The organism is Nibrella saemangeumensis (assembly GCF_039541915.1).
In the GTDB taxonomy this organism is placed as follows: domain Bacteria; phylum Bacteroidota; class Bacteroidia; order Cytophagales; family Spirosomataceae; genus Nibrella; species Nibrella saemangeumensis.
Genome location: NZ_BAABHD010000080.1, coordinates 111925 through 125057 on the forward strand (window position 1 = coordinate 111925; position 13133 = coordinate 125057).

11 protein-coding genes are annotated in these 13133 nt (G+C 55.1%); 5 read left to right on the forward strand and 6 right to left on the reverse strand.

What is annotated here, in order from left to right:
- The first annotated feature begins 60 nt into the window (after positions 1-60).
- Positions 61-312: a hypothetical protein gene (locus ABD949_RS23890; RefSeq protein WP_345247730.1), complete on the forward strand. Its 252-nt coding sequence runs from the start codon at positions 61-63 to the stop codon at positions 310-312.
- Positions 312-722 (forward strand): type II toxin-antitoxin system VapC family toxin, encoded by a 411-nt coding sequence (locus ABD949_RS23895; RefSeq protein ID WP_345247732.1) that lies wholly within the window; start codon positions 312-314, stop codon positions 720-722. The genes ABD949_RS23890 and ABD949_RS23895 overlap by 1 nt, the downstream gene beginning before the upstream one ends.
- 90 nt (positions 723-812) lie before the next feature.
- Here the strand turns inward: ABD949_RS23895 and ABD949_RS23900 are convergent, their stop codons facing one another.
- The 4 genes from ABD949_RS23900 to ABD949_RS23915 form a co-directional block, all read right to left on the reverse strand.
- The gene (locus tag ABD949_RS23900; protein ID WP_345247734.1) at positions 813-2354 is read right to left on the reverse strand and encodes a TolB family protein; all 1542 of its coding nucleotides are present in this window, start codon (positions 2352-2354) and stop codon (positions 813-815) included.
- Positions 2355-2436: 82 nt separating this feature from the next.
- A complete protein-coding gene (locus ABD949_RS23905) occupies positions 2437-4164 on the reverse strand; it encodes a GMC oxidoreductase (protein WP_345247736.1) in 1728 nt (575 codons plus the stop codon).
- 84 nt (positions 4165-4248) lie between these two features.
- Positions 4249-4788 (reverse strand): gluconate 2-dehydrogenase subunit 3 family protein, encoded by a 540-nt coding sequence (locus ABD949_RS23910; RefSeq protein ID WP_345247738.1) that lies wholly within the window; start codon positions 4786-4788, stop codon positions 4249-4251.
- 282 nt (positions 4789-5070) lie between these two features.
- Complete coding sequence (locus ABD949_RS23915) at positions 5071-6126, reverse strand: Nif3-like dinuclear metal center hexameric protein (protein WP_345247740.1); 1056 nt, start codon at positions 6124-6126, stop codon at positions 5071-5073.
- Between ABD949_RS23915 and ABD949_RS23920 the strand changes: the two genes are divergently transcribed.
- Positions 6125-7534: a glucuronyl esterase domain-containing protein gene (locus ABD949_RS23920; RefSeq protein ID WP_345247742.1), complete on the forward strand. Its 1410-nt coding sequence runs from the start codon at positions 6125-6127 to the stop codon at positions 7532-7534. The genes ABD949_RS23915 and ABD949_RS23920 overlap by 2 nt on opposite strands.
- A gap of 25 nt (positions 7535-7559) precedes the next feature.
- On the opposite strand, the gene ABD949_RS23925 is transcribed toward ABD949_RS23920, so the two are convergent.
- Together ABD949_RS23925 and ABD949_RS23930 are read right to left on the reverse strand one after the other, a co-directional pair.
- The gene (locus tag ABD949_RS23925) at positions 7560-8192 is read right to left on the reverse strand and encodes a response regulator (protein ID WP_345247744.1); all 633 of its coding nucleotides are present in this window, start codon (positions 8190-8192) and stop codon (positions 7560-7562) included.
- Between the two features lie 45 nt (positions 8193-8237).
- Positions 8238-11303: a ligand-binding sensor domain-containing protein gene (locus ABD949_RS23930; protein ID WP_345247746.1), complete on the reverse strand. Its 3066-nt coding sequence runs from the start codon at positions 11301-11303 to the stop codon at positions 8238-8240.
- A 143-nt stretch (positions 11304-11446) separates the two neighbouring features.
- On the opposite strand from ABD949_RS23930, the gene ABD949_RS23935 reads away from it, so the two are divergent.
- Positions 11447-12463, forward strand: coding sequence for a sodium:calcium antiporter (locus ABD949_RS23935; protein ID WP_345247748.1), 1017 nt, complete (start codon positions 11447-11449; stop codon positions 12461-12463).
- A gap of 109 nt (positions 12464-12572) precedes the next feature.
- A complete protein-coding gene (locus tag ABD949_RS23940; RefSeq protein ID WP_345247750.1) occupies positions 12573-13097 on the forward strand; it encodes a CHRD domain-containing protein in 525 nt (174 codons plus the stop codon).
- Positions 13098-13133: the final 36 nt, after the last annotated feature.

Here is a 13133-nt window from a genome sequence, read left to right on the forward strand (position 1 = left end):
ATACTCAGCACAAAGCTGAGGGAAAATTTGTTATCTTGCTAAGGGTGAAACAAAATGGCTATGGAAACGACATTCGTATTAAAGCGGGAGGAACTAACGGCAGAGTGGCTGGAGCAGTTGAAAGAGCACTTAACTGAAGATAGTGTTATAACAATCACTGCCACCAGTCCGGAAAAGGAATCTCGTTACAATCCGCAAGAAGTTTTGGCCCATTTGGACGAAACTCGCAGGATGCACCCTCCTAAGAGGATTCCGGCTGACATTGACATCAATAAAGTAATTGACGAAATGTACTGGGAGGGGAATCACTAATGATCTATTTTGATACCGACGTTCTCGTTAACCATTGTGTTGAGCAGGAGATTTCCAAGTATAACCAAGCAACTCAACTTATCCGACAGGCCATCGTTGATGGCCTGTTTTTCATTTCTACTTTGTCCATTAATGAACTAGCCTTCGCACTGACCAAAGTACAAGCGGCAGCCAGCCGAGATGAAATCAGAAAACACTTGCATACTTTTTATCTGTTAAAACCAGTTCCTGTTACTGTTGAGCACATTGAACGAGCGGCTCAAATTGCTTATAAGATTGGCTTTAGTCACATGAGCGATTGCGTACACACTGCCATTGCGGAACAATACTGCAATGAACTGTGTACATTCAATCGGTCCGATTTTCAGCTAATACAGCATCATACCAAGCTGAAGATAACAATTCTTTGAACGGAATCCGGTCCGTCAGAAAGGGAATCATGGCCTCCAGCATGTGAGAGTCAAGCCTGCCCCGGAATTTCATTCCGGGGTACGAGATGCCTACTTCACCGCTGCGGCCGTGGTAATGGAATTGGTATTGCTGATGAAGGCAATCCGCTTGCTGTCGGGCGACCACGATGGCGTATTAATGGTGCCCTGCCCGCCGTATACGTAGGCGATTACCTTCAGCTTCGATACATCGGGTTTGCCGTTTACGATAGGCATCAGCCGCAGGTACACATACTTGTAAAACGGATGGTCGTTGGGATTGATGTCTTTCTGGAACGACAGAATCACCAGTTGCTTGCCGTCCGGCGAGATATGCGGGAACCAGTTGTTAAAGGCATCGGTGGTCACCTGCTCCTGTTCGCTGCCGTCGGCTTTCATCCGCCAGATCTGCATGTTTCCGGTACGGGTGGAGTTAAAGTAGATATACTGCCCGTCGGGGGAATACTCCGGACCGTCATCCAGCGCTTTGGCCGTCGTCAGCCGGACTTCGGGGCCACCGGCCGAGGAGACTTTGTAAATATCAAACTCCCCGTTGCGCTCACCCGTAAAAGTCAGCCACTGGCCATCCGGCGACCAGCCATGCAGGTACGAGTGCCCAATCGGCGTTATCTTCTTAGGGACTCCGCCCGTTACGGGTACGGTATATATGATTGACTTATTGCCGTCTTCTTTACTGCCGTGGCTCAGGCCCAGCATTTTGCCGTCGAACGACAGTACATGGTCGTTGTTATTGTTGGTAACGAAGCCGGTCTTGATGACCGTCGGCACCAGGCTGGCCAGGTCGAAGCGGTACAGCAGCCCCTTGCTGTTGTAAATAAGCGCTTTATCGTCGAGGGTCCAGTTGGGGGCCTGCAGCGATTCCGGCGACTGGTAAATGATTTTCCGGCGACCGGACGCTACGTCCATAATCTCCAGGTTGCTCCCGATATATTCACGATACGGCACAAAGTTGTCGCGGGCGGGCACCACTATGCGAACATTGTGGAAAACACCTTTGTCCATGGTCCCTTTCTTCGCCGAACCGACAAATAACCCCACGTACACCTCATCGCCTAACGCCAGATCGGTGACCTCTTCCGACACAAACGTATCGCCGTTGCGGGCGACCGACATGGTGTAGGTATTGCCTTTCCGGGCCAGTTGAATAACATCGGCACCCGTCACCGATGAGCGTTTTTCCTCCGTCTGCCCGCCTGTAGTCCGGCGGAACTGCATCGCGGTAACGCCATTGTCCTGTACAGCGGCACTAACCTGAGACGCGCCTGGCTCCAGACCCGACCGAACCATCCAGCCCAGTCTGCGGTGCAGCCCTGCGCCCATGCCAATTCCCTGCACATTGGTACGGAGAATAAAGTCGCCGGTCATCTTTTTCCACACCATCGAGACTTCATCCGGACCGGAGCTCAAGCTGGTTAGGGTATACTCCTGTGTACTGGCATTGTAGGTGGCGGTTCCGGGACGCTTTACCGGGCCGACATCGGCTCTGCCGTCAAACTGGCCGATGAGCTGCTGCTGTTGCGCTACCACCGGAGAAATCGTTGAACCGAACAGGCATAAAACGCCCGCCAGGAACAAGGTATACTTCATTTTCATACAATGCAGGGGTTAGGGATAATACCAATTGGGTAACGAAGAAGAGCCTGACTACATGCCAGGCTCTTCTCTGCAATATTACTTAAAGACTCTGCTTTTTCATCTCCTTCACCGCATAATCGACGGCACGGGCGGTCAAGGCCATGTAGGTCAGCGACGGGTTCTGCGTGGAGGTAGAGGTCATGCTGGCCCCGTCGGTGACAAAGACGTTCTTTACGGCATGCATCTGGTTCCACTTGTTTAGCAGCGAGGTTTTGGGGTCTTTGCCCATCCGGACGCCACCCATTTCGTGAATATCCAGGCCGGGGTTGCGCTTATCGTCGCGGGTGCGGATGTTGGTGAAACCGGCGGCCGTAAACATCTCGGTCATCTGCTCCAGGTAGTCCTTCACCATCTTGTCGTCGTTGTCGTCGTACGCCACCGAAATCCGTAACTGCGGAATATCGAACGGATCGCGTAGCGACTGATCCAGCGCGACAAAGTTGCTTTCTTTCGGAATCGTCTCGCCCATCATGTGTGAGCCGACATGCCAGCCGCCCAGCGACGGATTATGCAGGTTCTGTTTTAAACTCGCGCCGATGCCCTCCTGATTGGTGCGGGAAGACCGGCCCGCCGAGAAACCGGCCGCGTAGCCGCGCAGGAAGTCGGTTTCCTGTTTGTACACGTTGCGGAACCGCGGAATGTACGGGCTGTTCGGCCGGCGACCATCCGTAGTCGAATCCAGAAAACCGTCGTATTCAGCCGATACCCCCGCCCGGTAGTTATGAAAAGCCACGTATTTGCCCAGCAGGCCGCTATCGTTGCCTAAGCCATTAGGAAAGCGGCTGGAGGTCGAGTTCAGCAGGATCAGGTTGGTGTTCAGCGCAGCCGCGTTCACAAAAATGATGCGGGCATAAAACTCGATCATCTGCTTACTTTCAGCATCAATCACCCGCACACCGGTTGCTTTTCCGAACGTCGGCCCGGCCTTCTTTTCGTCGTAGATGATGGAATGCACAACCGAGTTCGGCCGAAGGGTCATTTTCCCCGTTTTAGCCGCCCAGGGTAATGTCGATGCATTGCTGCTGAAATAGCCGCCGAAGGGGCAGCCACGCTCGCAGATGGTGCGGTGCTGGCACTGCGCCCGCCCCTGCTGCAAATGAATGGGCTGCGGTTTTGTGATGTGCGCGGCCCGGCCCATGATCACATGGCGGTCCTTGTACTTGCCCGAAATCTGCTTTTGAAAATGGCTTTCGACGCAGTTCCACTCGTGCGGGGGCAGAAACTCACCATCCGGCAGGGTATCCAAGCCGTCTTTGTTCCCGGATATACCCGCAAACTTCTCTACATAACTGTACCAGGGCGCCAGGTCCTGGTACCGAATAGGCCAGTCCACGGCGAAACCATCCCGGGCGGGCCCTTCAAAATCGAAGTTACTCCAGCGCTGCGTCTGCCGCGCCCACAGTAGCGACTTGCCGCCAACCTGGTAGCCCCGAATCCAGTCGAAAGGTTTCTCCTGCACGTAGGGCTGTTCGGCGTCTTTGGCAAAAAACTGCGTGGTACCCTCGTAAAAAGCGTAGCATTTGCTGACGATCGGGTTGGCTTCCCGCACCGCCAGCGGCAGCCGGTTGCGGTGCTCAAACTCCCAGGGGTTCATCATGGTGGTGGGGTAGTCGACCACGTGTTTTACGTCGCGACCCCGCTCCAGCACCAGCGTTTTCAGCCCTTTTCCCGTCAGCTCTTTGGCAGCCCAGCCGCCACTGATGCCCGAGCCGATCACGATGGCATCGAACGTATTTACTTTGATTGAATCTATGTTTATAAATGACATTTTCTTTCAGGCTCAAAGTTTCAGGTTCAAAGTTCCAGGTTTCAGGTTGGCCCCTGAAACCTGGAACTTTGAACCTGAAACGAGTTATTTCTTTTCCGTCAAAGCTTTCGTTTTCACCGGCACACAGCCATGGTAGCGGCCCGGCACCAGTTCGTATTTGGTGATGTTCGTCATGACGTATTCCGAGGTCATGTACCCCTGAATGGTCAGGCTTTTGACCAGGCGGTAAAAGCTTTTCTGGTCCGCGTCCGTCGCCTGCTCCAGTTGCTTCAGCAGGTTAAGTCGCTGGATCTCCTCCAGCGCTCCAAACGATTTGCCGGTCTGCCTCGCCAGACCCGCTACAGTAGTCAGACCGCTGACGAAGTTCTGCTGTACGCTTTTCTCGTAGCAGTCGGCGACCATTTTCTGGATAAAGGAATGCACGCCAAGGGCTTTGGCACCCGGCGTGTCGGTGGCCGGAATAATGGTTTCGACAATGTCGGCCAGGAGCAGGTCCTGATCCGCTGACAGAATCGGCTGAAGCGACGCGACAGAAGCCCTGTTCCAGCCTTCGGCCCAGGCCGGCAGACTAATCAGACCCCCGAGGGCCACCGCCATGTTTTTGAGCGCTACTCGTCTTTCCAAAGTACGTTAGGGATTATAGAGCGTATGGTATATTGGTCAATTGAAAACGAATGGGCAGGCAAGGTCCGGCCTTTAGCCATCCAGGTCTATAAGCCAGCCTCTGCCATACAAAGTTCCGCCGTTTCGTTAAAAGGAATATAAAAATAATGCTTTTCTGCGGCCTTTACTACGCCCGGCAGCCGCCTGAAGTATGAATTTTAGGGGAAACACCGTCAGGATTAGGGTAAACCCTAAGCGTGGCAAATCAGCCTGTTCGACCAGCTATGCCGTTCTCTGCTCTTTCTATCGGACGGGTTGGTCAGGACGCCAGAAGGGTTCAGCGGCAGCCACAAACCCGATGGGCACTTCCTGAATGAATCCTTTCAGCCACTCCGCGCAGTACTTCATGCCGGCCTGCTCAGACACCAGATGACCCAGAATGATGAGTGCTTTCTTCCGGCCAGCCGCATTGGCATCCTGAATATACTCCACCAGTTCCCACTCATGCGTTTCCCCCAGAATGATAACATCGGCCTGCTCTACATACGGGATGCCGTGCATCAGCCCGACATTCCCCCAACTGGCCAGCACCCGCCGGACGGGCATATTTGGGTCGCCCAGCACCCGCATGGTGCGGATCTTCAGTTTCGACTCTATGCCTTGGGCGAGACGCGCCAGCGTGGTTTCGGGAAAGGTAAACAGTTTGGGCTGCTGCGGATCGGCGTATTGCTCCCAGCCTAGTTCCCGGATCATGCCGGTCGCGATACCGTCGGGCCGACGGCCGTGCCAGTGGTCGTGGAAATGGAACACACTAATTCCCTGCTTCGCAATAAAATCCCGCTTATGCTGGTAGATGGGGTCCTGAAGAAAGGGTTCCGTGCGGTCCTGGTGGGTGAAAAAAGTCGGTTCGTGGGTAATGATCAGGTTCATGCCTCCGGCAGAGGCCCGCTTAAGTGCATCCAGCGTAGCCATCATGGTGGTCGCAATTCCTGTTACGGGCTGCTCCAGACTACCGGCAATCAGGTTGTCGACCGTCTGCTCCCGCCAGGGGATACCCACATTGGCTTTGATGCGGTCAATAACCTGACCGACGGTGAGGGGCGCGCTGGGGGCAGACCTCCCCATATGGGCGGCTGTAAGCCCTAAGGTCGTCAGGAGAAAGTTACGTCGGGATGGCTTATAGAGCGTCATAAAAAGATCTGGATACGATTCTGACCGATCGACCGGCGGCCGGTCGTACCCTAAAAAGCAGGAAAGCCAGCTATTATACGCACCTGATATTTTTAGCGGGCTAATCAGGAGTAATCCGGCATCGGGTGCTTTTACAGAAATACCGACAACCCCTTTACCGGATACCATGAAAACCTTTGGCTTTCTTTTGCTACTCCCCCTCCTACTTAGCCTGTCTGCCGTGGCTCAGGATCAGGACTCTCTGCGGAGAGCGTTCATGGCCGCGCAGGCTGTTATTCAGCAGAAGTCGGCCGAGGACCATAAGCAGATGATGCAACAATTGGGCATTACCGCCTTGCGGCCGGGCCCTTCCGGTAATCCGCAGGCGCCTAATGCCGCCAATACCGACGAGTCGAAAGCAACGCCCTACACCAGCCTGCCCGATCCGCTAACGCTGAAGAACGGCAGGCAGGTAACCACTGCCAAAGAGTGGTGGACCAAACGCCGGCCCGAGATCGTTGAGGATTTTGACCGGGAAGTGTATGGTCGTATGCCGGCCAATGTGCCGAAGGTAAGCTGGCGGGTAGTCAGCGAAACAAAAGAAACGAACGGGGAATATCCGGTTATTGTCAAAAACCTGGTTGGGCATGTCGATAACTCTGCCTACCCGGCCATCAACGTGGCTATCGAACTGACGCTGGCGACACCCGCCAACGCGTCGGGGCCGGTACCCGTCATGATGAACTACGGCTTCCGCTTCCCGGCGGGGTTCCGGCCCCCGACCTCAACGACCGCCAATCAGGGCAACCGCCCGGCCGAACCCACCTGGCAGCAGCAACTGCTGGCCAAAGGCTGGGGCTACGCGGTTATTTACCCGACCAGTTACCAGGCCGACAACGGTGCCGGACTCACACAGGGTATCATCGGCCTCGTCAACAAAGGACAAACCCGCAAACCTGACGACTGGGGCACCCTCAGGACCTGGGCGTGGGGTGCCAGCCGGGCCCTGGACTACCTGGAGACCGACAAAGCTGTGGATGCAAAACAAGTCGGCATTGAAGGGCTGTCCCGCTACGGTAAAGCAGCCATTGTGACCATGGCGTACGAACCCCGGTTTGCCATCGGGTTTATCGGTTCATCGGGCGAAGGCGGAGTAAAGATTCACCGGCGAATCTTTGGCGAGCAGGTCGAGAATGTAGCATCATCGGCCGAATACCACTGGATGGCGGGTAATTTTATCAAGTACGCCGGCCCGCTAACCCCCAATGACCTGCCCGTTGACGCGCACGAACTGGTTGCCCTGTGTGCCCCCCGTCCGGTGTTTATCAGTGTGGGCTCCCCTACGGTAGAAGGGCAGTGGGTCGACGCTAAAGGCATGTTTCTGGGCGGTGTATATGCCGGACCTGTGTACAAACTGCTGGGCAAAAAAGATCTGGGCACTACGGAGTTCCCGCCGATTGAGACAGCCCTCACCGACGGCGATATTGCCTTCCGACAGCATAGCGGTGGACACACCACCGGCCCCAACTGGCCCACGTTCCTGCGCTATGCCGACCGGTATATAAAATCAAAAGCAACGGTTTCGGCCAGCCGGTAACGGCAGCAGCAATGTCGGTGCATACCTAGACCAGCCCTTCTTTCATGGCTTTCAGGATAGCTTCGGTTTTAGAGTTAACGTGCAGCTTGTCGTAAATGTGGCGGATATGGGAGCGCACGGTATCGATGCTGATGTGCAGTTCGTCGGCGATAAGCTTGTAGCTGTAGCCGGATACCAGTCCTTTGATGATGTCCAGTTCGCGTGCCGACAGGTTATAGTCTTCTGTTTTCGATGACCGCTGCTGCTGAAAAAACTGCAGCACTTTGCGGGCCACGTTGGCGGTCATGGGTGACCCGCCTTTGTGGACGTCGAAGATAGCTTCGACAATTTCCGACGGGGGCGTATGTTTCAGCAGGTAACCGCTGGCCCCATTGCGGATGGCCTGAAAGATTTTCTCCTCATTGTCGAACACCGTCAGCATCATCACCTGCGTTTGCGGGGAGATGGCTTTTACTACCGGCACCGCTTCAATACCGGTCATGCCGGGCAGGTCGATGTCCATGAGCACCACATCGGGCGCCAGCGTCCTGATTTCTTCCCGGATGTTGCTGCAATCGGCAAAAGCCCCCACTAGTTCAAGCTGCGGAGTCGCCTGGAGCAGGAAGGTGATGCCCTCCCGCAGGTTCCGGTTATCTTCGTAATAAACGACCTTTATCATTGTCTTTCGATTGAGAAGTGTAAGCGGGCTGTCGGAAGCAACTGCTCACACTTTGGTTACCAGTTCAATGCGTGTGCCGGCACCGGGGGCAGACTCCAGCGTCAGTTGCCCTTTAATCTCATCGGCGCGTTTCCGGAGATTCTGCAGGCCGTTGCCCTGTCGGACCGTTGCCGGATCGAAGCCCCGGCCGTTGTCTTCGATCACCAGCTTCAGGTGCCTGCCCACAACCGTCAGAAATACGTTGATGGTGGTACAGTCGGCGTATTTGACGGCATTGTTAATACTTTCTTTAAAGATCAGGTACAGGTTCCGGCGCTGCTCCACGTTGAGCCGTGTCGAGTGAAATTTGTCGGATACCTGCATGGTAAACTTAATATCCTTGGCCTCAGCCATTTTCAGGCCGAACTCCCGCATCCGGGTGACCACATCCTCCAGGCTGTCGTATTTGGTTTGGATAGTCCAGATAATGTCCTGCATGGACTCGGAGAGCGTGGTAGCGCTGGTGCTGATGCGCTGCAGGATCGGTACGGCTTCGGGCCGCACCGGCTGAATCTGCTGCTGCACCACATCGCTGAAAATCCGGATGCTGCTGAGCGTGGAGCCCATATCGTCGTGCAGGTCGGTGGCGATGCGGTTGCGGATGCCTTCCAGCTTTTTGCGCTGCGCTTCGCGGTTGCGGTAAATGGCGTACCCGATAGCGGCCAGCACCAGTACACATAACCCTTGAAACCACCAGGTCTGGTAATACGCCGGTATGACCCGCACCGCCAGTTCTAGCCCTTCCTGATTCCAGACGCCGTCGTTGTTGGCGGCTTTGATCCGCAGCGTATAATTGCCCGGCTCCAGGTTGGTATAGGTAGCCGTCCGGGCGTTGGTGTGGACCCAGCCCTTGTCGAAGCCGACCAGTTGGTAGGCATACTGATTCTTTTCGGGCTGGCTGAAATTCAGGGCCACAAACGCTACCGACAGGGAGTTATCACCGGGCTGGAGCGCAATCAGCCGGTCGTCTTCCAGGGTGCGGGGCTGGTTATTTACCAGGACGGACGTAACCGCAATCGGGGGTGGTACCGTATTTCGGACCAGGCGCAGCGGATCGAAGTAGTTGAAGGCATTGACAAAGCCGATAAACAGTTCTCCCTGCGCATTCCGGCTCATGCTGTTGACGCTACTGGTGATGATGAAGTTGGAAAATAAGCCGTTTTCTTTCTGAAGCGACTGAAACGTACCGGTCTGCGGGTTCAACCGGTGCAGGTACGTATCCGTCGCCAGCCAGAGCTGACCGGCTTTGTCTTCCTGCATGGCGAGCACATGGTCAGCCATCAGGCCGTTATCGGAGTTATAGATCCTGACGACGCGTCCGCTCGTATCAGCCTGCGCCAGAAAGCCGATATTACCAATCCACAACCGGTCTTTTGAATCAATGGAGAAGGTAATAAAGATCCGGTCTGAAAAGCGTAGGGCGGTATCCGCATGTTGCAGGGGTATCCGCTCCGCCTGGGTACTATGCTCACCGAACCGGAACAGGCCTGCCACCGTATACACCCACATCCGGCCTCTGGAGTCCTCCCGGAATTCGTAGATACGCGGGCCGTTCTCCCCGCCTACCGCAACCGGAAACGACCGGGTCTGCAACTGTTTCGTCACCGGATTATACGAACAGACCAGCGGCCCGGCTGTAAACCAAATGGCTCCTTTGCGGTCAATATCGAGGTGGTAGATGTCATTGGGAAGCTGGTGCCCGGTCTTAGGCACCCAATCCTCTTTGTACAACCAGACATTCTGTTTTGGATCATACTGCACTAAATCGTTCGGCAGCGACAGCCAGATTTTACCCAGATTGTCCTGCACCATCCGGTACATACCCTGTCGCAGCAAGCCCCGTCTGTCCATCGTTCGGGTAAAGGTATCCAGGCGCCGGTTCCACTGATACAGGCCGTCGCGCTGGGTGCCTATCCAGTATAGATCGGGGTTAAAGCGATCCTGATGCACAAAACGTACCCGATCGGCCGGGCTAGCAGTAAGCGGAGCCGGCAGCATCTTCCGTTTTACTTTGAGGGCATAGGGATCCATCTTCTGAATGCCCCACTCCGTAGCCATCCAGATCACGCCCGTTTGTGGGTCGCGGTAAAAGGCCTCCACCGGCGAACCATTATGCGCCAGGGGATCGCGAGGCTCCGGCTTCACAACCGCATGTTGCAGCGTAACCGGGTCCACACTGAACAGGCCGGTTTCGGCCCCTCCTCCCCAGAAAAATAGCCGCCCGTCCGGGGTGCGGTCTTCGCAGAGCGCATACACCGTCTTGAGGTTATCCGGAACGTCAACAAATTGATCGGACTTAGGGTCATAGCGCAACAGGCCATGCCCGGCGCTAAACAGCCACAGCTGCTGATGGCTGTCCTCAAACAAATTATACGCCTGAATATTGGCCTGCGGATGATGCTGGTCCCGGCCAAGTATGTAGGTATACTGCTGCCGGGCGCGATCAAACCGGTAGACGGTACCGCTGGAAAAGACCCAGAAGTTATCACGGCGGTCGAGGTAGAGCCGGACCGACGACGAGTGGACATTCCGGGGTAGCGGGAAAGTAGTTAGCTGAAGCGTTTTCCGGTCGATGCGGTACAGCTGGTGTACGCCCGCAAACCAACCGTAGCCCTCCCGGTCAAGGATGAGAGGGTACACCACATCGTTGTCGCCGATCTGGTCCCGGTTGGGCGGAATAGTAATGTGTCTAAATTCTTCGCGCGCCGGGTCCAGCCGGCAAAGGCCCAGGTTAGTAGCAACCCAGATAATTCCGTCGGCATCTTCCGTCAGTCCAATGATGAAATTACCGGGCAGACCCGGTAGCGCTTTGGAGCGCCGGTATACGGTAAAGCGCTGCCCGTCGAAGCGGTTCAGGCCATTAACGGTGCCAAACCACATAAAGCCGCGCCGGTCTTTCAGGATGCATTTTACCTCATCGTTGGAAAGACCCTGGTCGGTGGTGTAGTGCTGAAACGACATATCTGCCACCTGCGCCCCAGCCGGGCCCGTCAGGAACAGCCATCCTGCGATCAGTGCCAGCCACCTGCCGCTACCGTTTTCCTGCCTGATCGTCTGTTTCAACCTGTTCATACTCAAAGATACAACACCCGGTGTTACCACGCCCGACGGTGCTGTTGCAAAAGTTGCCATTGATGGCTAAAAAGGCAACCACCCGTGGGTCGCATAAAGATGTGATTTGCTTAGCTTAGCGTCCAGACTTAATCCCCATCGCCATGGTTGAACTAACGGAAATTGTTGGTGGCTTCTTGTTCTGCTCCCTGGTCATTGTGCTTGCCGGGTCGCGACTTTCTTACTACGGCGACATCATTGCCGAGCAGACAGGGCTGGGCGGGGCCTGGTTCGGCCTGATCCTGATGGCCGCCGTCACCTCGCTGCCGGAGCTGATTACCGGTCTTAGTTCGGTCATTTACGTGGGCGCTCCCGAGCTGGCGCTGGGAGACGTATACGGCAGTTGCGTGTTCAATATGCTGATTCTCGCCCTGATGGACCTCTTTATCCGGGACCACATACCCGCCGTGACCAAAGTAAGCGTCAATCACGCGCTGGCGGCTGCCCTCAGTATCATTCTGGTTGGCACCACCGGTTTTTCGCTGCTTTTCCAGGAACACATACCAACCCTTGGCTGGGTCAGCATCGGCAGCCTGCTCTCGCTGGCTATTTATCTGATGTCTGTTCGGATGATTCAGCGGCACGAAGCCAACATCAAAGTCGAGCAAACGCCCGCCGACGAAGTAGTAAGCTACCCCATGTCGCTGAAAACGGCTATTACCCGGTATAGCCTGTTTGCGTTACTGGTGGTGGTATCGGCTATCTTCCTCCCCTCCTATGCCGAGCGGCTGGCTGAGGCTACGGGCCTGCAACAGGGGTTTGTCGGTACGCTGTTCCTGGCCACCACCACGTCACTTCCCGAGATGGTCGTCAGTGTATCGGCCATCCGGATCGGCGCGTTCGACATTGCCGTGGGCAATTTATTCGGGAGCAACCTATTCAACATCGGGATTCTGGCGATAGACGATATCGCTTATACGAAAGGCTCCATTTTTACTGAAGCTTCTTCCATACATATTGTCTCCATCCTGGCTACAATTATCATGGCATCCATTGCCATTACAGGCCTGATTTTCCGGCCGCAAAAGAAGCGGTTTGTCCTGGCGTATGGGTCGCTGCTGATGGTTATCACGTATTTTTTCACCATGTACCTGCTGTACCGGTCCAATCTTACTCCATAATGGCAACCTGCTGACTTAAAGTATTTTTCGGGTGAAGCATCCAATGCGGCTTTTCATACGTATGTGCTATAAACTAATTCTAATTTCTTCACCGTTAAATCCAAAGAACATGAAAGTCAGCGTACTACTTTTGACCGTTGCGGTAAGCACCGCTCTGTTTACTTCCTGCCAGCAGCAAGATGCCACCCCTGATCCGGTACGTTCAGCCGCCAGCGCCCGGAAAGGCGTTCGGGACAACTTCACGGCTCACCTGACCAGCGCTCAGGAAGTTCGCACGCCACCCGTAGAGTCAAGGGCACAGGGACAGGGAATACTGCGGTTCAGTAAAGACGGCACCGAAGTGTACTACAAATTGATTGTCTCCAATATTATGGACATCACCATGGCGCATTTGCATCTGGCACCGGCGGGTAGTAACGGCGGTATTGTGGTAGACCTCATTATGCCGCCGGGTATCCCTGGCCGGTCAAATGGAGTCGTGGCCGAGGGAACGTTTACCGCAGCTAACCTGAGAGGAGCGCTGGCCGGCCAAACACTGGAGGACCTGCGTACGGCGCTGGAAGAGGGCAGGATTTACTTTAATGTTCATACTACCGCTTACCCCGGAGGTGAAATTCGCGGGCAGGTGGAGTAAACCCCTTCTAAACAAAGAAACCCCCGCAGGCCTGCG

Bases quoted from the DNA above. Each gene is read 5' to 3' on its own strand.
- ABD949_RS23890 (WP_345247730.1), top strand. From the start codon at position 61: ATGGAAACGACATTCGTATTAAAGCGGGAGGAACTAACGGCAGAGTGG.
- ABD949_RS23920 (WP_345247742.1), top strand. From the start codon at position 6,125: ATGAAAACCTTTGGCTTTCTTTTGCTACTCCCCCTCCTACTTAGCCTG.
- ABD949_RS23925 (WP_345247744.1), bottom strand. From the start codon at position 8,192: ATGATAAAGGTCGTTTATTACGAAGATAACCGGAACCTGCGGGAGGGC.
- ABD949_RS23930 (WP_345247746.1), bottom strand. From the start codon at position 11,303: ATGAACAGGTTGAAACAGACGATCAGGCAGGAAAACGGTAGCGGCAGG.
- ABD949_RS23895 (WP_345247732.1), top strand. From the start codon at position 312: ATGATCTATTTTGATACCGACGTTCTCGTTAACCATTGTGTTGAGCAG.
- ABD949_RS23940 (WP_345247750.1), top strand. From the start codon at position 12,573: ATGAAAGTCAGCGTACTACTTTTGACCGTTGCGGTAAGCACCGCTCTG.
- ABD949_RS23905 (WP_345247736.1), bottom strand. From the start codon at position 4,164: ATGTCATTTATAAACATAGATTCAATCAAAGTAAATACGTTCGATGCC.
- ABD949_RS23915 (WP_345247740.1), bottom strand. From the start codon at position 6,126: ATGGTATCCGGTAAAGGGGTTGTCGGTATTTCTGTAAAAGCACCCGAT.
- ABD949_RS23935 (WP_345247748.1), top strand. From the start codon at position 11,447: ATGGTTGAACTAACGGAAATTGTTGGTGGCTTCTTGTTCTGCTCCCTG.
- ABD949_RS23900 (WP_345247734.1), bottom strand. From the start codon at position 2,354: ATGAAAATGAAGTATACCTTGTTCCTGGCGGGCGTTTTATGCCTGTTC.